At 50.6% G+C, this 19,973-nt stretch carries 21 protein-coding genes; all 21 read left to right on the top strand.

Translation table 11 applies throughout. The features are described 5' to 3' along the window. The gene (gene fliH / locus L9G74_RS08490) at window positions 1–900 is read left to right on the top strand and encodes a flagellar assembly protein FliH (protein ID WP_238895866.1); all 900 of its coding nucleotides are present in this window, start codon (window positions 1–3) and stop codon (window positions 898–900) included. Then, window positions 866–2,209, top strand: a complete 1,344-nt coding sequence (fliI, locus tag L9G74_RS08495; RefSeq protein WP_238895867.1) for a flagellar protein export ATPase FliI — start codon at window positions 866–868, stop codon at window positions 2,207–2,209. The genes fliH and fliI overlap by 35 nt, the downstream gene beginning before the upstream one ends. 10 nt (window positions 2,210–2,219) lie before the next feature. Then, window positions 2,220–2,672 carry a flagellar export protein FliJ gene (gene fliJ / locus L9G74_RS08500; RefSeq protein WP_238895868.1) on the top strand — a complete coding sequence of 151 codons (453 nt, stop codon included), beginning with the start codon at window positions 2,220–2,222 and terminating at the stop codon, window positions 2,670–2,672. Window positions 2,673–2,786: 114 nt separating this feature from the next. After that, complete coding sequence (locus tag L9G74_RS08505) at window positions 2,787–4,289, top strand: flagellar hook-length control protein FliK (protein ID WP_238895869.1); 1,503 nt, start codon at window positions 2,787–2,789, stop codon at window positions 4,287–4,289. Between the two features lie 53 nt (window positions 4,290–4,342). After that, window positions 4,343–4,864, top strand: a complete 522-nt coding sequence (fliL, locus tag L9G74_RS08510; RefSeq protein WP_238895870.1) for a flagellar basal body-associated protein FliL — start codon at window positions 4,343–4,345, stop codon at window positions 4,862–4,864. Between the two features lie 29 nt (window positions 4,865–4,893). Beyond that, window positions 4,894–5,922 carry a flagellar motor switch protein FliM gene (gene fliM, locus L9G74_RS08515; protein ID WP_238895871.1) on the top strand — a complete coding sequence of 343 codons (1,029 nt, stop codon included), beginning with the start codon at window positions 4,894–4,896 and terminating at the stop codon, window positions 5,920–5,922. A gap of 12 nt (window positions 5,923–5,934) precedes the next feature. Further along, a complete protein-coding gene (gene fliN / locus L9G74_RS08520) occupies window positions 5,935–6,318 on the top strand; it encodes a flagellar motor switch protein FliN (RefSeq protein ID WP_238895872.1) in 384 nt (127 codons plus the stop codon). A gap of 3 nt (window positions 6,319–6,321) precedes the next feature. Next, window positions 6,322–6,693: a flagellar biosynthetic protein FliO gene (fliO, locus tag L9G74_RS08525; protein ID WP_238895873.1), complete on the top strand. Its 372-nt coding sequence runs from the start codon at window positions 6,322–6,324 to the stop codon at window positions 6,691–6,693. 32 nt (window positions 6,694–6,725) lie between these two features. After that, window positions 6,726–7,433, top strand: a complete 708-nt coding sequence (gene fliP / locus L9G74_RS08530) for a flagellar type III secretion system pore protein FliP (RefSeq protein WP_238895964.1) — start codon at window positions 6,726–6,728, stop codon at window positions 7,431–7,433. Between the two features lie 9 nt (window positions 7,434–7,442). Beyond that, a complete protein-coding gene (gene fliQ / locus L9G74_RS08535) occupies window positions 7,443–7,712 on the top strand; it encodes a flagellar biosynthesis protein FliQ (protein WP_238895874.1) in 270 nt (89 codons plus the stop codon). Window position 7,713: 1 nt separating this feature from the next. Then, a complete protein-coding gene (fliR, locus tag L9G74_RS08540; RefSeq protein WP_238895875.1) occupies window positions 7,714–8,511 on the top strand; it encodes a flagellar biosynthetic protein FliR in 798 nt (265 codons plus the stop codon). After that, entirely contained in the window at window positions 8,511–9,647 is a 1,137-nt protein-coding gene (gene flhB, locus L9G74_RS08545) for a flagellar biosynthesis protein FlhB (protein ID WP_238895876.1), read from the top strand. Before fliR ends, flhB begins: the two co-directional genes overlap by 1 nt. Before the next feature lie 56 nt (window positions 9,648–9,703). Next, complete coding sequence (gene flhA / locus L9G74_RS08550) at window positions 9,704–11,803, top strand: flagellar biosynthesis protein FlhA (RefSeq protein ID WP_238895877.1); 2,100 nt, start codon at window positions 9,704–9,706, stop codon at window positions 11,801–11,803. 12 nt (window positions 11,804–11,815) lie between these two features. Continuing rightward, complete coding sequence (gene flhF, locus L9G74_RS08555) at window positions 11,816–13,213, top strand: flagellar biosynthesis GTPase FlhF (protein ID WP_238895878.1); 1,398 nt, start codon at window positions 11,816–11,818, stop codon at window positions 13,211–13,213. A gap of 4 nt (window positions 13,214–13,217) precedes the next feature. Further along, window positions 13,218–14,099 (top strand): MinD/ParA family protein, encoded by an 882-nt coding sequence (locus L9G74_RS08560; protein ID WP_238895879.1) that lies wholly within the window; start codon window positions 13,218–13,220, stop codon window positions 14,097–14,099. After that, window positions 14,092–14,811 carry an RNA polymerase sigma factor FliA gene (locus tag L9G74_RS08565; RefSeq protein WP_238895880.1) on the top strand — a complete coding sequence of 240 codons (720 nt, stop codon included), beginning with the start codon at window positions 14,092–14,094 and terminating at the stop codon, window positions 14,809–14,811. The genes L9G74_RS08560 and L9G74_RS08565 overlap by 8 nt, the downstream gene beginning before the upstream one ends. Window positions 14,812–14,857: 46 nt before the next feature. Further along, on the top strand, window positions 14,858–15,241 hold the full coding sequence (gene cheY / locus L9G74_RS08570) for a chemotaxis response regulator CheY (protein ID WP_238895881.1): 384 nt from the start codon (window positions 14,858–14,860) through the stop codon (window positions 15,239–15,241). Between the two features lie 13 nt (window positions 15,242–15,254). Further along, window positions 15,255–15,995, top strand: a complete 741-nt coding sequence (locus L9G74_RS08575) for a protein phosphatase CheZ (RefSeq protein ID WP_238895882.1) — start codon at window positions 15,255–15,257, stop codon at window positions 15,993–15,995. 15 nt (window positions 15,996–16,010) lie between these two features. Continuing rightward, entirely contained in the window at window positions 16,011–18,308 is a 2,298-nt protein-coding gene (locus L9G74_RS08580) for a chemotaxis protein CheA (protein ID WP_238895883.1), read from the top strand. Window positions 18,309–18,328: 20 nt separating this feature from the next. Further along, entirely contained in the window at window positions 18,329–19,471 is a 1,143-nt protein-coding gene (locus L9G74_RS08585; protein ID WP_238895884.1) for a protein-glutamate methylesterase/protein-glutamine glutaminase, read from the top strand. Continuing rightward, on the top strand, window positions 19,464–19,958 hold the full coding sequence (locus tag L9G74_RS08590; protein ID WP_238895885.1) for a hypothetical protein: 495 nt from the start codon (window positions 19,464–19,466) through the stop codon (window positions 19,956–19,958). Before L9G74_RS08585 ends, L9G74_RS08590 begins: the two co-directional genes overlap by 8 nt. Window positions 19,959–19,973: the final 15 nt, after the last annotated feature.

Consider the following 19,973-nt stretch of genomic DNA (forward strand, 5'->3'; position numbering starts at 1 on the left):
ATGGCTGAACATGATCAGGCGCAACAGCGCGACGATGAAGCGCACAATGAAGTCAACCCTTGGGATCTCCCCGATGTCGGCGCGTCCCTCGTCGTGCCTGATACCAACGTTTTTGGGCGTAAGTCAGCGCAATATCAACCGGTTGAACCACCTAAAAAAATCGTCCCGCCGACCTTAGCAGAGATAGAGCAGCTCCGTGCGGAAGCTGAGCAAGAAGGGCATGAGCAAGGCCATGCCGAAGGCCTACAGCAAGGCATGGAAGAGGGCCGTTTGCAAGGATTGCAACAAGGGCACGCTGAAGGTTTTGAACAAGGCAAACAGCAAGGCCTCGCCGAAGGTTTAGCGGCGGCGCAGGAAAAGCTGCAAGCGTTTGAACAGCTGTTAGCACAGTTTCAACTGCCCCTCGCCGTGCTTGATACACAAGTGGAACAAAGTCTGTTGCAGTTGGCGCAAAGTTTAGCCAAGCAAGCCATTCACCACGAATTAAATACCCATCCCGATATTATCCTGTCAGCCTTACGTGCAGGCATTGATGCGCTGCCGATGCGCGAGCAGCGGGTCAGTGTGCGCTTACATCCTGAGGATGTTGCGCTGGTGACCGAGTTATATGGCGCAGAGCAACTGGCTAAAAATCAATGGCAGCTTGAAAAAGACCCAGGCCTTAGCCGTGGCAGTTGCATTGTGAGCTGCGAACGTTCCCAAGTTGATATGCAACTGGAGCAGCGTATTGCTACCGTGTTTGCCGGTATCGAACAACGTCAACAGCAATTAACCTCAGAACAACATGAACTTGAGCAGCAACTGCCAACGTCGCAACCGACCGCAGCCACTGATGCGGTAGACGATACGACGGCGGAGGATAACGATGACGCAGCAACGGCAAACAGCGTTACTGAATAGCCTGAATACGCTGGCACAGCGTGTGCCGCCTTATCGTCCGGTGTCTAGCGGACAGTTGGTGCGCGTGGTGGGGTTGACGCTAGAGGCCAGTGGTTGCCGCGCGCCAATCGGCAGTTTATGTGAAATTGAAACCACCGAAGGCAGTTTAGATGCTGAAGTGGTGGGGTTTAATAATGACCTGCTTTATTTAATGCCTGTAGAAGAAATCCGTGGGGTGGTGCCCGGCGCCAAAGTCACCCCCAAAGGTAACCAAGCCGGGTTAAGTGTCGGCATGGAACTGCTAGGCCGCGTGATTGATGGCAACGGTTTGCCACTTGACGGCCTTGGACCACTGCATACCGAACAACGCACCACCACTCACGCACAACCGATTAATCCACTGGCGCGTCGCGCTATTTCAGAACACCTTGATGTCGGCGTACGTGCGATCAATGCCATGCTCACGGTTGGGAAAGGCCAACGTATGGGGCTGTTTGCCGGCTCAGGCGTAGGTAAGAGTGTGCTGCTCGGGATGATGACTCGCGGTACGACAGCTGATGTTATTGTGGTGGGCTTGGTCGGCGAACGTGGCCGTGAGGTGAAGGAGTTTATCGAGGAGATCCTCGGCGTTGAAGGCCGTAAGCGCTCAGTGGTCATCGCGGCCCCCGCCGATACCTCGCCATTGATGCGTTTGCGTGCCTGCGAAACTTCCACTCGCATTGCCGAGTATTTCCGCGATCAAGGCTTAAACGTGCTGCTGCTGATGGATAGTTTGACCCGTTATGCCCAAGCGCAACGTGAAATCGCCTTGGCAGTCGGTGAGCCGCCAGCAACCAAAGGTTATCCGCCATCGGTATTTGCGCGTTTGCCGCGTTTGGTGGAACGTGCTGGCAACGGTGGAGAAGGCCAAGGCTCAATCACCGCCTTTTATACTGTGTTGACCGAAGGCGACGACCAGCAAGATCCGATTGCCGATGCATCACGAGCGATCCTCGACGGTCACATTGTGTTGTCGCGCAGTTTGGCGGATTCAGGGCATTATCCCGCCATCGACATTGAGGCGTCCATCAGCCGTGTCGCACCGATGGTGATCTCTGCCGAGCACTTAGAAGCGACGCGGCGGGTCAAACAGATGTACGCCACTTACCAACAAAACCGCGACCTTATCTCGATTGGCGCGTATTCGCAGGGCAGTGATCCGCGCATCGATAACGCCATTCGGTTGCAACCGGCGATGAATGCGTTCTTGCGGCAACGGATGCATGAAGCGGTCAGCTTTGCTGATGCGCAACTGATGCTGGGGCAGCTCGCCGCCCAGTGTAAAGTTTAGGGGCTAATTTATGGCGACTGATCCGCTGTTCACCGTACTGAAATTGGCACAAGACGCCGAAGAACAAGCCGCGCTCAAACTGAAGGCGGCGCAGCTCGAATGTCAGCGCCGTCAATCACAACTACAATCGCTGAACAGCTATCGACTCGACTACATGCAACAGTTGAGTGCGCAGCAAGGCAAGCAGATCCGCGCCGACTACTACCAGCAGTTCCATCGTTTTATTCGCCAAGTTGATGATGCCATTCGGCAGCAAGCAGCGGTGGTGCAAGATGCTGATAAACAACGTCAATATCGGCAACAGTATTGGATGGAGACTCAGCAAAAACGCAAGGCGGTTGAATTGCTCCTCGAGAAAAAAGCCGCCGCACGAGCCGTCAAACAAGCCAAACAAGAGCAGAAAATGACTGACGAATTTGCGGCACAACAGTTCTATCGGCAACGGCTAAATTCATCATCATAAGCTAAACTGCATTAAGCTAAGTTTTTGGCCTAATTATTGCTTTCCTTGGGCATACGCCAATTATTCGCTTTGTACTGACGTTATGTATCGCGAGATACCCGCGCGGAGGATCTTATGCAGCAGTTAGCCAGCAGTGTTCTGCTTAACCATGATAACGCCAATACCCGAACCCGTTCTGAGCGTGGTTCTATACTCGATCCGAGCCAAGGCTCTGATTTGGGAAAGATTAATTCTTCATTTAAAGATCTCTACGGCCAAGTGCATCAACAGTTGAATCAGGCGAAGCAAGCCTATCATCGTGCTGAAACGCAGCAGGTGGCGAGTCAAAACGCCGCGCAAGCAGAATCGGCCCCACAGCCAGATACGGTTGACTCCACGCTGGCACAAATCGCCGCTGGCAAAAACTTGCCGTCCGATGCCGCCGAGGGGGACGCCACATTAGCGCAGCAGTTAGCCAGCCTGTCTGATGATGAACAGCAGCAGGTTAAACAACTGTTGGCACAGCTACTCAACAAGCTAAAAGGCGACAGCACCGAACAGCCAGACGCTACTGACACTAGCGAGCAGAGCATTGGCGATATGCTACAGGCATTGTTGAACAGTGCGACTGACAGCAGCGACACCGAACTCGACGACGACAGCATTGCTGGGCTGCAAGATGTGCTAAAGCGGTTAGCCGACGGTGATGAGGTGAGCGACGATGAGTTGCGTGATGCACTATCGATGGTGAGTGACTTAACCTCAGGCGAGGGCGACCAAACAGAGGCAATGCAACTATTGGCTGCCTTACTCGGACAAGTGCAGCAACAGCAATCAGCGAATAAAGCTGATGCAACGGTAGAGCCATCACTGAATATTGTGTCACTTGACGCTAAAAACGCTAACGCAGGGCAACAAACAGCTACCGACAAACTCAGCAGTCAAAGTGCTGCGCTAAATAACGCTGATGATAACGCGCTTAACGGCTCAAAGACCTTGGCTGATGCGGCAGACAAAGCAACATCAGTCGGCATGAGTCACGATAAGTCTGTGGCCGTGGTACGCGATATGGCTGCAGGTGACAACAACACATTGAAAGATATCAGCGCCTTGGGGGCGACATCAGCTAATGCCAATACTCAGCAGACATCGTCAGCAAACAATGTGCAGTTATCTTTGCGCTTGGCCAATGAGCAACAAGTACAGCAGCAAGAGTTAGTACAGCGTTTTGCACCAGTGATGCGGCAACAACTGCTGACCATGGTGAAAGACGGCATTCAACACGCAGAAATTCGCCTCGACCCACCAGAGCTAGGCTCAATGACCGTGAAGCTGCAAGTGCGCGGCGACCACACTCAAGTACAGTTTCATGTGACGCAAACCCAGGCGAAAGATCTGATCGAACAAGCCATGCCACGCTTGAAAGACTTGCTACAACAGCAGGGGATGAATCTGGCCGATAGCCAAGTCTCTTATGGCGGCGGTTCCCAGCAGCAAGCGCAAGGCGAAGCTCAAGCCGAAAATGGTGCTGGCTTTGCTGTTGGCGGCGACAATTCCGCTGAAACTTCCACCGAAATAACGCAACAACCACTAAATCGCTCAGATAGTTATGCTTCAGGTATAGATTATTACGCTTGAGTAGGTAACCTATGGCATAAGCGGACCCATATTGGCGAATAAAGGACAAGTCGATGGCTGAACAACCAGAGCTACAACTGGCCGAAAAAAGCGGCAAAAGTAAAAAGATGCTGTTTATTATCATTGCCGTTGTGGTGTTGCTGTTAGGCGGGGGCGCCGCGGCGTATTTTCTGTTGGGCGGCGAAGACACGCCTCCAGCAGCAACGGAAGAAGCGGCGAATGCGGCAGCGGATCCCGCCGCTGAGGCGTCTAATAGTGAAGCGTTTTATGTGGCGATGCCTCGGCCATTTCTATTCAACGTGGCGGGAACCGTTCGCTCGCGGTTGGTGGAGATTAAAGTACAACTGATGGTGCGCGGCGAAGTGAATGACACCGCGCTGAAAAAACATATTCCCTTAGTCGAAGACGCATTGTTGACCACCTTTAGTGCGGCGAGTGAAGAAAAACTCAGCACTCAAGCGGGCAAGGATGAGCTGCGTCAAACCGCGCTGCTGAATGTGCAAAACACCTTACAGCCGATTACGGGCAAAAAGATTGTCGAAAAAGTACTGTTTACTGGTTTTGTAATGCAGTAATGCTAATTGATTAAGCTAAGGCAGATAACGTGAGCGATATATTAAGCCAAGACGAAATTGACGCGCTGCTTCATGGTGTGGACGATGTCGATGAGGACGAGGTCGATAGTAATAGTTCGGATGCCACGTCCTATGACTTTTCGTCGCAGGATCGTATTGTCCGTGGCCGTATGCCAACGTTGGAAATCGTCAACGAACGCTTTGCCCGTCATTTACGCATTAGCATGTTTAACATGATGCGCCGCACCGCTGAAGTTTCCATCAACGGCGTGCAAATGCTGAAATTTGGTGAGTACGTACATACCTTGTTTGTACCCACTAGCTTGAATATGGTGCGTTTCAATCCGCTTAAAGGCACCGCGTTGATCACCATGGAAGCACGCCTGGTGTTTATTTTGGTGGACAACTTTTTTGGTGGCGATGGCCGTTTTCATGCCAAAATTGAAGGCCGGGAATTTACCCCGACAGAACGTCGTATTATCCAACTGCTGCTGAAAATTATCTTTGAAGATTATAAAGATGCTTGGGCGCCAGTGATGGATGTGGAGTTTGATTATCTCGACTCCGAGGTTAACCCCGCGATGGCGAACATCGTCAGCCCCACCGAAGTGGTGGTGGTCAACTCATTTCATATTGAAGTGGATGGCGGTGGGGGGGATTTCCATATTACTATGCCGTACTCGATGATTGAGCCGATCCGCGAACTGCTCGATGCCGGGGTGCAGAGTGACAAGCAAGACACTGATATGCGCTGGTCACAGGCATTACGTGACGAAATTATGGATGTCAAAGTGAGCGTCGATGCACGCTTGCTGGAAAAAGAACTGACCTTACGTGATGTGATGGAGATGAAAGCTGGCGATATTATTCCAGTAGAAATGCCAGAACATCTCGTGATGAAGATTGAAGATTTACCGTCGTACCGTTGTAAATTGGGCCGAGTGAAAGAAAATTTGGCGCTGCAAATTGCAGAGAAAATTCCCCGCCCAGAAACAGTGAAGAGCGAACTACAATTAGTTATGCGTAAGAATTTGTCCAAAGATATCACTGAAATATAAGGTTTTAGCAGCATGAGTAATGAAGATATGGATGATTGGGCAGCAGCGATGGCCGAGCAAGCCGAAGAAGAGGCGAAGGCGGTCGAGCTTGAAGAGCTCAAAGACAAAGGCACTCATAAACTTACTGATGACGAATCAGCCAAGCTGGACACCATTTTGGATATCCCGGTGACGATCTCCATGGAAGTCGGCCGTAGCTTTATTAGTATTCGTAACCTGCTGCAACTGAACCAAGGTTCAGTGGTAGAACTTGACCGCGTTGCCGGGGAACCGCTGGATGTGATGGTAAACGGCACACTGATCGCCCACGGTGAAGTGGTAGTGGTGAACGACAAATTTGGTATCCGTTTGACTGATGTGATCAGCCAGACTGAACGTATTAAAAAGCTTAAATAACTGATGTTGACTACAACTATTCTCAGTGCCGCCGCTGCGGCAACAACCACGCCAGTACGCAACGGCGTCGACTATAGCTCGATTGCTGGTATGTTTGGCGGCTTGCTGGTGGTGCTGATGATCATCATCGCGCTTGCTTATGGTCTCAAAAAGCTCAACTTAACCACCAATAGCAGCGGAGCCATCAAAGTACAGGCACAAACGGCGATGGGGCCGAAGGAGCGTTTGGTACTGGTCGCCGTGGGTGAACAGCAATACTTACTCGGCGTGACCGCTCAGCAAGTCTCCTTGATCGATAAGCTCGATACTCCGGTAACCATCGAAACCAGTTCGTTTTCGCAACGACTTAAGCAGGCGAGGGCCAACCAGCAATGAAATGGCTGCCACTGGCGATACTCAGTTTATTGATGTTCTCTGGCTCGGTGGCCGCGCAAGATGCGCTGTTCCCCGCAGTGACTGTCACCACCGGCGCTAATGGTGAAACCGAATACTCGGTGACTATGCAGATATTGCTGCTGATGACCGCGCTGAGCTTCTTGCCCGCCATGGTCATTATGTTGACGTCATTTACGCGTATCATCGTGGTACTGGCGATTTTGCGCCAAGCGATTGGCCTGCAACAAACGCCGTCAAACCAAGTGCTGATTGGTATCAGCTTGTTCATGACCTTCTTTATCATGCATCCGGTATTTGAAAATATTTACGATAATGCGGTGCAGCCCTACATGAATGAAACCATGACATTGCAGCAAGCCTACGAAACTGGGCAACAGCCGCTCAAAGCCTTCATGTTATCGCAGACGCGCAATACCGATCTCAACTCCTTTATTGAGATTGCTGGCTACACTGACATTAAAACCGCAGAAGACGCACCGATGACGGTAGTGATCCCCTCGTTTATCACCAGCGAGCTGAAAACAGCGTTCCAGATTGGTTTTATGCTGTTTATTCCGTTTTTGGTGATTGACCTTGTGGTTGCCAGTATTTTGATGGCAATGGGGATGATGATGCTATCGCCGATGATTGTGTCGCTGCCCTTTAAAATCATGCTGTTCGTGTTAGTTGACGGCTGGACCTTAGTGATGGGCACGCTTGCCAATAGTTTTGGAAACTAGGAGCACACTATGACACCAGAGGCCTTTGTCGATGTGTTGCGCGAAGCACTATCGATTATTGTCATCATCGTATCTGCGGCGGTGGTGCCCAGCTTGGTGGTCGGTCTGGTGGTGGCGGTGTTTCAAGCGGCAACATCCATCAACGAACAAACGCTGAGTTTTCTCCCTCGTCTGTTAACCACCTTACTGGCGCTGATGTTTCTCGGCCATTGGCTGGTACAAACCTTGATGGACTTCTTTATGGAGATGGTCCAGCGGATCCCGCAAGTGGTCGGCTAGTATGGAATTTCTGTTTGCTACGCTGCAACAGACCATCGCAGCCTACGCATGGCCAATGTTTCGTATTTCTAGCATGTTGATGGTGATGGCGATTTTTGGCGCCTCCACCACGCCAACGCGTGTACGTCTATTGATGGCACTGGCGATTACCGTGGCGGTCGCGCCGATGTTACCGCCCATGCCGCAAGAAGATTTATTGTCGTTGAAGTCCGCGATTATCAGTTTGCAGCAAGTGCTGATTGGTGTTGCCATCGGCTTTGTCTCGCTGATGTTGATGCAAATCTTTGTGTTGACTGGGCAAGTCATCGGTATGCAGACCAGCTTAGGTTTTGCGTCGATGGTTGATCCGTCATCGGGTCAACAAACACCGGTGGTGGGTAACTTTTTCTTGGTGCTGACGACGTTAATTTTCTTGAGCGTCAATGGACACTTGGTGATGCTCCGCATGCTGATCGCCAGCTTTGATAGTATTCCGGTGTCTACCTCTGGCATTGAGCTTGGTAGCATGCGCGCCATCGCGGAGTGGGGCAGTTACATGTTTGGCGCGGCGTTAACGATGTCGCTGTCATCAATTATCGCCTTGCTGGTGGTCAATTTGTCCTTTGGCGTGATGACGCGCGCCGCGCCGCAGTTGAATATTTTCGCTATCGGTTTTCCGGTCACCATGATTGGCGGCCTGATTATTTTATGGCTGACACTCGATCAGATCATGGGCCATTTTGGTGAGGTATGGCAGAGCGCCCAAGTGCTGATCTGCGATATTGCTGGGTTGCAATGTAATCTTGATGGGGTGCCATAATGGCCGAAAATGAAGATGGACAGGAGAAGAGCGAAGAAGCCACCTCGCGAAGGTTACAAGAAGCTCGTGATAAAGGGCAGGTGGCGCGCTCCCGCGACTTAGGCACCACCGCCGTGTTGCTCTCCGCCGCATTGGGACTGTTGATTGTTGGTCCGAGTTTGATACGCGGTCTGTCATCGATCATGACACGCTTATTCTCAATTGAACGTGACCAGCTGTTTGACAGCAACAGTTTATTTACTGTTTGGGGCGTGGTGATTGCTGATATCGGCTTACCCATTTTGGGCTTTATCGCCTTTCTCGCGCTGGTGTCATTCATTGGCAATATCGTCGTAGGCGGCATCAGTTTTAGTGCCCAGGCGATGATGCCCAAGGGCAGCAAAATGAGCCCGCTAACAGGCTTTAAGCGTATGTTTGGCTTGCAGGCATTAGTGGAACTCACCAAGGGGATTGCCAAGTTTTCGGTGGTTGCCTTGTCGGCGTATTTCTTATTATCGTTTTACTTTCCCGATATTCTCAATCTGTCGCAAGACCATCTGCCCGGTAACTTGATGCACGCCATGGATATTCTGTGGTGGATATTCATGTGGTTATGCTGCTCGACAATCATCATTGTGATTATTGATGTGCCATATCAAATATGGAATCACAACAAGCAGTTACGCATGACCAAGCAGGAAGTAAAAGACGAATACAAAGACACTGAAGGTAAACCTGAAGTGAAAAGCCGTATACGGCAACTGCAACATGAAATCTCACAGCGGCGCATGATGGCTGAAGTACCAAAAGCCGATGTTATCGTGGTCAACCCTGAGCATTTTGCCGTAGCAGTGAAATACGATGTTAACAAAGCCGCTGCGCCGTATGTGGTTGCGAAAGGTGCCGATGAATTGGCGTTTAAAATTCGAGAAATCGCCCGCGAGTACGATATTGCCATCGTGTCAGCGCCACTGTTAGCACGAGCAATTTATCACACCACCAAGCTAGAACAGCAGATCCCCGAAGGGCTGTTTACCGCAGTGGCGCAGGTGCTGGCTTATGTATTTCAATTGCGCCAATATCAAAAAGGCCGTGGCCGCAAACCAACGCCTATCCCGCTCAATCAGCCGATCCCTGACGAATACAAGAAATACTAACCTTGGCCTGAAGTTTGCTTTATGCCGTCTAAGTGTCAATTCTCAGGCTGACGTTAATGGATGTAAAAGCAACTCTCGGGCAGTGGCGCCAGTTCCGACCCACCAAAGTGAAAGGGATCGGAACTCCGCTATTAGTGCTAGCAACGCTGGCAATGATCGTCTTGCCAATGCCAGCCTTCCTGCTGGATATTCTGTTTTCATTCAATATTGCGTTAGCGCTAGTGGTGCTGCTCGTCGCTGTTTATACCAATCGTCCGCTGGACTTTGCCGCCTTTCCTACCGTGTTGTTGGTGGCTACGTTGTTGCGGCTGGCGTTGAACGTTGCCTCTACCCGCGTGGTGTTGTTGGAAGGTCATAACGGCGCCGACGCCGCCGGTAAAGTGATTGAAGCCTTTGGTTCGGTGGTGATTGGCGGTAACTACGCCGTGGGTCTGGTGGTGTTCATGATTCTGATCATCATCAACTTTGCTGTAGTCACCAAGGGTGCTGGCCGTATTTCTGAAGTTAGTGCTCGTTTTACCTTAGACGCGATGCCGGGCAAGCAGATGGCGATTGATGCCGACTTGAACGCCGGGATCATCAATCAAGAGCAAGCGCGTTTACGTCGCCAAGAAGTAACGTCCGAGGCGGATTTTTACGGCTCTATGGACGGTGCGTCCAAGTTCGTCAAAGGGGATGCCATCGCCGGGATCATGATTCTGGTGATCAACATCCTCGGTGGTTTCATGATCGGTATGGTGCAGCACGGGCTAGAGTTTTCCCAAGCGGTGGAGATCTATACCTTGCTGACCATTGGTGACGGTTTGGTGGCACAGATCCCCGGTTTGTTGCTGTCTATCGCTGCCGCCTTGATGGTGACCCGCCAAAATGAAAGCGGAGATATGGGCGAGCAGGTTGTACAACAGATGTTCGACAACCCCAAAGCGCTGATGATTGCCGCCGCAGTATTGTTCATCATGGGCATCGTGCCCGGTATGCCACATTTGGCATTTTTGAGCTTCGCACTGGCTGCCGCGGCTGGGGCATATTTTATCAATCGCCGTAATGAACAGAATAAGAAAAATGCCCTTGAACTGGCACAAAACGGTGCCGTTGAGAAAGCTAGCACCGAGCCAAAAGACTTGAGCTGGGACGATGTGCGCCCAGTCGATACCGTCGGGTTGGAAGTCGGTTATCGGTTAATTCCTTTGGTGGATAAAGGCCAAGGTGGTGAGTTGTTAAGCCGCATCAAAGGCGTGCGTAAAAAGCTGTCGCAAGAGCTGGGCTTTCTGGTGCCAGCGGTACATATTCGCGACAACTTAGATTTAGCGCCGTCGGCGTATCGCATCTCATTGATGGGCGTGGCATCGGGCGAGGCGGAAATCCGTCACGACTGCGAGTTAGCCATTAACCCTGGTCAAGTATTTGGCAAGCTCGATGGTGTTGAAACCAAGGATCCGGCCTTCGGTTTAGATGCAGTATGGATTGCGCCAGAGATGCGTGAACATGCACAAACACTAGGCTACACCGTGGTGGATGCCTCTACCGTCATTGCCACTCACTTGAGCCAACTGCTCACTAACAACGCCGCTAAACTGCTGGGTTATGAAGAGGTACAACAGCTGTTGGATATGCTGTCGAAACGCGCGCCGAAGCTGGTGGATGGTTTTGTGCCTGATATCATGAGCTTAGCCACCGTTGTGAAGGTGATGCAGAACCTGCTTAACGAAGGCGTGTCAGTACGCGATTTACGCACCATAGTCCAAACCTTGCTGGAGTATGGGCCGAAGAGTACCGACCCTGAAGTATTAACTGCCGCTGTGCGTATCGCCCTGAAACGGATGATCGTGCAAGAGATTGCAGGTCCAGAGGATGAAGTGCCTGTCATTACTTTGGCGCCAGAGTTGGAACAGATGTTGCATCAGTCAATGCAAGCGACAGGGGGCGATGGACCAAACATCGAACCAGGGCTAGCAGAGCGGATGCAAAGATCGTTGGTCGATGCGGCCCAAAAGCAAGAGATGGTGGGGCAACCCGCAATTTTGCTGACCTCCGGTATGTTACGTGCCACCCTGTCTCGTTTTGTTAAACATACGATTCCAAATTTGCGCGTGATTTCTTATCAGGAAGTGCCTGACGAGAAACAGATTCGAATTGTGGCGGCAGTTGGCCAGTAGGAGTAAGCAACAGTGAAAATTAAACGTTTTTTTGCCAAAGATATGCGTACTGCCTTGGCGCAAGTAAAAGACACTTTAGGTGCTGATGCCGTCATCATGTCCAACAAAAAAGTCACGGGTGGCATCGAGATTGTCGCCGCAGTGGATTATGACGAGCCACAAGCTGCTGCTCCTGCACAGCATACTAGCGCCGTGTTTCCAGAGCTGAGTGACGATAAAGTGTCCATCGGTCATGTGAAGACGCAATCTCGCCCGGTGACCGCCAGTGCGCCAGCCACCGATTCGCTACAAGCTTTGTTAGAGCGCCAACATGCGCGTCTGCACAAACAGATTAACGATCACAACACCCAGCAAAGCAGCGCGGTGGAAACGCCCGCGTGGGCCATGGGATTGGATAAACCGCAACCCGCCCCCGCTCACCCTGTTCATGAGCCGATTTCAGTTGGCGGCGGCGCCAGTAAACAGCATAATGCCCGCCAGCAACAAGAACTGGAAACGATGCGCGAAGAGCTGGCCTCTATTCGAAACTTATTGACGCATCAAGTTAATGTGTTGATGAAAGATCAGAAAAACCGCACCAACCCTGTCGGTGCGATGTTAGAGCGCAAGTTGTTGGAAGCAGAGTTCTCGCCAGCGGTTTCAGCAAAGCTGGCCGGGCTCAGTGAGCACTATGCGCCTGCGGATCTGGTAAGAGCATTGCCACAAGCGTTAGCCAACTTGCTCGATAACAAAGGTGACGATGTTGTGCGTCAAGGCGGCATCGTGGCATTAGTCGGCCCAACTGGCGTTGGTAAAACTACCACACTGGCGAAAATTGCTGCACGATTTGTCGCACATCATGGTCCCGACTCAGTTGTGTTAATTACCACCGACCATTATCGCATTGGAGCCTTTGAGCAATTAGCAACTTATGGCAAGATAATGGGGTGCCCAGTAAAACAAGCCAATGATCTTAAAGAGTTGGAGCAAATTGTTTACCAATACCGCAATCGTAAACTGGTGTTGATCGATACCGCTGGTATGGGGCAACGAGATATGAGATTGTGCGAACAACTTGATAGTCTTACTGCTAATTCCCGTTTACCCATTCGCAGTTACTTGGTGATGTCAGCCACTGGACAACGTCGCGTGTTGGAAGAAGCGGTCGCGCATTTTCAACGAATTCCACTCGCTGGCGCAATTTTGACTAAACTCGATGAATCCGTTTCTTTAGGTGCCGCATTGAGTGTATTGATCCAAAGTGGTTTATCATTGAGTTATGTCACAGATGGACAACGCGTACCAGAAGATATGCAAGTTGCTGATACACTGTCGCTGGCAAAACAAGCACTTGCTGTGTTAAATAAGCCTGCAACAGCAGAGTTCAACCCTAAAGCCAGGTCAGCCGAAATGACCTACGCATTTGAGTAATGTTATGACCCCGGACCAAGCGAGCGGTTTACGAAAAATGAATCAGGAATATAACGACAAAGTTAAAGTAATAGCCGTTACTGGTGGCAAAGGTGGGGTTGGTAAAACAAGCGTCTCCATCAACACGGCTGTTGCATTGGCAGAAAAGGGCAAGCGCGTCATCGTGCTGGATGCCGACCTCGGATTGGCAAACGTCGATGTTATGTTGGGTTTACGTGCCGAGCGTAACTTATCGCACGTGTTATCTGGTGAATCCGAGTTAGACGATATTATCGTACGTGGTCCGAAAGGTATTGGCATCATTCCTGCTACTTCGGGCACGCAAGCCATGGTCGAACTCAGCCAAGCGCAACATGCGGGACTCATTCGCGCCTTTAGTGAAATGAAAACCCAATTTGATGTGTTGATTGTTGACACTGCCGCCGGTATCTCCGACATGGTGTTGAGCTTTTCTCGTGCCGCACAAGATGTGGTGATCGTAGTATGTGACGAGCCAACCTCAATCACCGACGCCTACGCGCTGATAAAGATCCTCAGCCGTGAACATGGCGTGTTCCGTTTTAAAATTGTCGCCAATATGGTGCGCAGTCTCCGCGAAGGCATGGAGCTGTTTGCCAAGTTAAGCAAAGTGACAGATCGCTTTTTAGATGTGGCATTAGAGCTGGTAGCGACAATTCCTTTCGATGAAAACTTGCGAAAATCAGTACGTAAGCAAAAATTGATTGTGGAAGCGTTTCCTAAATCACCTGCAAGTATTGCTTACCACGGACTGGCTAACAAAGTGATCAGTTGGCCGATACCGCAGCAACCGGGTGGACATCTCGAATTCTTTGTCGAACGCTTGGTGAAAAAACCAGACTATCAAGAGGACGGCGCGAGTGAATAAAGTGGCTGCGTATGCTGGAGCAAATGATAAGACTCTTATCGTTGAGCAGTATGCGCCACTGGTCAAGCGCATAGCGCATCACATGCTGGCGAGGTTACCGGCCTCAGTGCAGTTGGATGACCTGATCCAAGCCGGCATGATTGGCTTGCTAGAAGCCGCAGCGAAATACGATGGTGGTAAAGGTGCCAAGTTTGAAACGTTCGCCGGCATCCGTATTCGCGGCTCCATGATTGACGAGATTCGGCGTGGCGATTGGGTGCCGCGCTCAGTTCACCGTAATCAACGTATGGTTTCTCAAGTCATTGATGAACTCGAACAGCAACTGGGACGCGATGCACGTGATGCCGAAATTGCTGAACGATTAAATATGTCGTTGGATGAATATCATCACATACTAACAGATGTCTCTGCTGGTAAAATTATTGGAATTGAAGATCTTGGCGTATCTCCTGACGTTGTGATTTCAGAAGATATGACCGAAAATGATACCTATGAGAGTTTGGCCAATAGTCAGTTTCAAGTTGCGCTGACTGAAGCAATAAAACAAATACCAGAAAGAGAAGCGCTTGTTCTATCGCTCTACTATGATGAAGCACTCAACTTAAAAGAAATCGGTGCGGTTTTGGAAGTGAGTGAGTCTAGGGTGAGCCAGATCCATAGCCAAGCAATGCTTAGACTAAAAGCCAAGCTCAAACATTGGGCCCAGATATAAAATTAATTGTGAGCCATAGATAATTGCTAGCTCAGCGGAGGAAACCTTGGACAAGAATATGAAGATTCTTATTGTTGATGACTTTTCAACGATGAGACGCATCATCAAGAACTTGCTACGAGACCTTGGGTTTAACAACACTCAAGAAGCAGATGACGGATCAACAGCATTGCCGATGTTACAAAAAGGCGATTTTGATTTTGTCGTTACCGACTGGAACATGCCGGGTATGCAAGGTATTGATCTGCTGAAAGCTATTCGTGCCGATGAGCACCTAAAAAACATTCCGGTGTTGATGGTAACAGCGGAAGCCAAACGCGAGCAGATTATCGCCGCCGCTCAAGCAGGCGTAAACGGCTATGTCGTCAAGCCTTTCACAGCAGCCACACTCAAAGAGAAGTTAGATAAGATCTTTGAACGTCTCGGTTGATTGGAGTGATGCTATGAAAGCAGAAACATCCAAGCTCATCACGCTTGAGCAAGCGCAACAACTGGTAGAACTATTACAGGCTGGTCAGCAAGAGCAGGCTGATGAAATGTTGCGCGAGTTGGCTCAGCCGATTCAAAAAGAACTCTTCGATGAAGTTGGCAAGTTAACGCGACAACTACATAACGCCTTAGTTGATTTTCAGCTGGATAATCGACTGGTGGAACTGGCCAACAATGATATTCCTGATGCGAAAGAGCGCCTGACCTACGTTATCGACATGACGGAGCAAGCAGCCAATAAGACCATGGATGCGGTAGAGGAATGTTTACCATTATCTGATGCGCTAAATAGCAACTTAGCCTTAGTCAAACCGACATGGGACAAGTTGATGCGGCGCGATATTTCGTTGCAGGATTTCAAAGGTCTATGCCACGACGTACAGCATTTTATGGGGCAGTGCGAAGCAGACTCAAATCGTCTACGTCAGTTGCTTAACGAGATCCTCATGGCGCAAGACTTCCAAGACCTCACTGGGCAGATGATTCGCCGTGTGATCGATTTGGTTAAAGAAGTCGAATTGAGTCTGGTCTCCATGCTGACAGTGTTTGGTGCTCAGGCAGAAGATGTCATTGATGCGCCAATTCGCGGCGGTGGTATCGAGGCTGAAGGGCCCGTTATTAATGCGGATACTCGTCAAGATGTTGTAACTGGTCAAGACGAAGTTGATGATTTGTTATCCAGCTTAGGATTCTGATAAGGAGTCATTTTAATGGCCTTTGATGTTGATGAAGAGATTCTGCAGGACTTTTTGATTGAAGCCGGTGAGATTCTTGAATTACTTCAGGAACAGCTGGTATCGCTGGAAAATAACCCTGAAGATACCGATTTACTCAATGCCATCTTTCGTGGCTTCCACACGGTAAAAGGTGGCGCTGGCTTTTTGGGGTTAGCGCCGATGGTGGATGTCTGTCATGAGGCAGAAAACACCTTTGACCTGTTGCGCACCCGCAAACGCGTTGTCAGTTCAGAACTGATGGATATTATTCTGCAAGCGGTCGATACCATCAATGTGATGTTCTCACAGACCCAAGCAGGGCAAGAGCAAGAACCTGCAGATGAAGCACTCCTCGCAAAATTAAAACTGCTCAGTTCTGGCGCGCCACTACCCTCAGAAGTCACTGGTGGCGAAGCATCGGTAGAAGAAACCTTGGTTGAGCCAGAAGTCGAAGCGGAAGCCGATGATACCGATGAGCTGTTTGACGAAATGCTTGATTCAGTTGCGGCCGAAGCGCCTGTCGCTGCTGAAGCCTCCGCGTCAACTGCTGGTGGCAGTATCGATGACATTGACGAAAGCGAATTTGAAGCCTTGCTTGATGCGTTGCACGGTCAAGGCAAGGGACCATCATCAGACGACGTGACTCCCGCCGCTAGCCCTGCAGCCGCAGCAACTTCGAGTGCTGCCAGTGGTTCCGATGATATTACTGACGACGAATTTGAGTCTCTGCTAGACGAATTGCACGGTAAAGGCAAATTCACCGGCGATGCGGCAGCCAAACCGATAGAAGAAGCGCCAGCATCTTCCGTTGATGCTGATGAAATCACCGACGACGAATTTGAAAAGTTGCTTGATGAGCTGCATGGTAAAGGTGGTGCGCCAGGCTTAAACGAAGCCGCGAGTGCTCCTGTCGCGAAAGCGCCGCCAGTTGCTAAGACAAGCGAACCCGCTAAAGCCGCCAGTGTAGCAAAACCAGCCACGCCAGCTGCCAAAGCTCCCGCAGCTAAACCCGCCGCACCTAAAGCAGCGCCTGAAGCGACGCCCGCAGTGCCAGCCGTTAAAGAAGCGGCAGCACCAGCGAAAGCCGCCACGGCAAGTAACAGCGTGCCACAAGGTGAAACGACCGTTCGTGTTGATACCGCTCGACTTGACCAGATCATGAACATGGTTGGTGAGCTAGTATTAGTGCGTAACCGCTTGGTGAGCTTAGGTATTTCCCGCGAAGATGAGGAGATGTCTAAGGCCTTGTCAAACCTTGATCTGGTGACGTCCGATCTGCAAGGTGCGGTGATGAAAACCCGCATGCAGCCAATCAAAAAAGTGTTTGGCCGTTTCCCTCGCGTGGTGCGCGATTTGGCTCGCAGTCTTAACAAAGAGATCGACCTGTTGATGGTTGGGGAAGAAACCGACCTCGATAAAAACTTGGTGGAAGCACTTGCAGATCCATTGGTGCACTTGGTGCGTAACTCGGTTGACCACGGCATTGAGATGCCGGACGTACGTGAACAAGCGGGTAAGCCACGCACCGGTACGATCACCTTATCAGCTAGCCAAGAAGGCGACCATATCCTGCTGAAAATCGAAGATGATGGCGCAGGGATGGATCCAGAGAAGCTCAAGCAAATCGCGATTAAGCGTGGTGTGCTTGATGAAGATACCGCCGCACGGATGTCTGATTCAGAAGCTTATAACCTGATTTTTGCGCCGGGTTTCTCAACCAAAACTGAAATTTCCGATATCTCTGGCCGCGGCGTCGGGATGGATGTGGTTAAAACCCGTATCACCCAACTGAACGGCACCGTACATATTGACTCGCTGAAAGGCCGTGGTACGCGATTAGAGATTAAAGTACCGCTGACATTGGCAATTATGCCAACTCTGATGGTGGAAGTGGCTAAGCAAGTATTTGCCCTGCCATTATCGAGCGTTAACGAGATTTTCCACCTTAATTTAACCAAGACCAATATTGTTGATGGACAACTGACCGTGATTGTTCGTGAGAAAGCGATACCGCTGTTCTATCTCGAACACTGGCTGAGCCGCCATGGTGCAAGCTTCCGCCACGGTGAGAAAAAGTTCGGCCATGTCGTCATTGTGCAGTTAGGCACGAAACACGTGGGCTTTGTTGTCGATGCCTTGATTGGTCAAGAGGAAGTGGTGATCAAGCCACTCGGGGCGCTGCTACATGGCACGCCAGGCATGGCAGGGGCAACGATTACATCCGATGGCGGCATTGCCTTGATTCTGGATGTTCCGGGCCTACTGAAGCACTATGCCCGCGCCAAGAGCTAAGCCACGGATAAAGGATTTTAATGGGTATTAAAGTATTAGTCGTAGACGACTCTAGCTTCTTCCGTCGTCGGGTAAGTGAAATCGTCAATCAAGATCCTAGTCTAGAAGTCGTAGGTATGGCTACTAACGGCGCGGAAGCCGTCAAAATGGTGGCGGAACTACGGCCGCAAGTGATCACCATGGATATTGAAATGCCGGTGATGGACGGTATTACTGCCGTCCGTAAAATTATGGAAACGCACCCGACGCCCATTTTGATGTTCTCATCGTTGACGCATGAAGGTGCCAAAGCGACGTTGGATGCCCTCGACGCTGGTGCGCTAGATTTTCTGCCGAAACGTTTTGAAGACATCGCCACCAATAAAGAAGATGCCATAGCATTGCTGCAACAGCGGGTTAAAGCGCTCGGGCATCGTCGTGTTTTTCGGCCGATTCGGCCAATGCAAACGCCAGCGTCTCGGCCTGATACGACAGCGACGACCCCAACGGCACGTTTGCAACGTAGTACGCCAACAACAGCGACACGAGATGAGCCGATTGCTGACCGCCGCAGTAGTGGCACGATGCCGCTCAAAGCCAGTGGTAAACGCTACAAAGCTTTGCTGATCGGTACTTCTACCGGTGGCCCAGTTGCATTGCAACGTATTTTAACCCAGTTTCCCGCTAACTATCCGCATCCGATTTTATTGATCCAACATATGCCCGCGGCGTTTACGCCAGCATTTGCAACACGCTTAAACGGCTTGTGTCAGATTGAGGTGAAAGAGGCTGCAACTGGCGATTTAATGCGTCCCGGTTGCGCATATCTGGCACCCGGTGGCATGCAGATGATGATTGAACGTAGTGGCACCAGCGGTCGTTTGAAAGTCGTCGCCGGTACGCCAGATATGAATTACAAACCATCGGTTGATATTACTTTTGCTTCGGCGTCTAAAGTCTTCGGTGGTGATGTCTTAGCCGTGGTTTTAACTGGCATGGGGGCTGATGGCCGTGAAGGTGCCAGAATGTTGAAAGCCGCTGGCGCCACCATTTGGGCACAAGATGAAGCTTCGTCGGTTGTATACGGTATGCCACAAGCGGTTGCCGCAGCGGGCATTTCTACTCAGTCGATAGCGTTGGATAACATGGCTGAGGCGATCGTTCGAGAATCTGGCCGTGGCTAGCGATAGCGGCAGTACCGGCTATCGGCTCACTATTTTTTTGTTGAGTATAGCGGTACTGCTGTTGGCCACATTGACGTGGCAGTATTTTGATAAAAGCCGTCAATTGGCTGCGCAAGTTGAACAGTTACAGGCATCGCAAGTGATGCTGATGGTGCCTGAGCAACATGCGGCAGCCATTGCGCGTTGGATGGAGCAACATCCGCAACAAACGGCGTCACTGTTAGAGGTCATTAAACCGGTTGCCGAAGGCAAGTTAACGCAACAACAAGCGTTAGCGCGGCAACAGGCGACCAGCAAGCAAGATGCCAAAGCATCGCAAGTGGGAATAGCGCCTCAACCGTTAACTCCAAAAATGCAAAATGTTACAGAAGCACCGGCTAAGCCCCAATCTGAACCTCAGGCTAGTCGCCAGCAAAATGGAATAAATGTGGTGCCGACGCAACATGGCGGCGTAATAATAACAACTCGAGACGTCACAAAAAATTAATCGCGGCAGTTGCCC

The sequence above is a fragment of the Shewanella electrica genome (assembly GCF_022321485.1).
Taxonomy (GTDB): Bacteria; Pseudomonadota; Gammaproteobacteria; order Enterobacterales; family Shewanellaceae; genus Shewanella; species Shewanella electrica.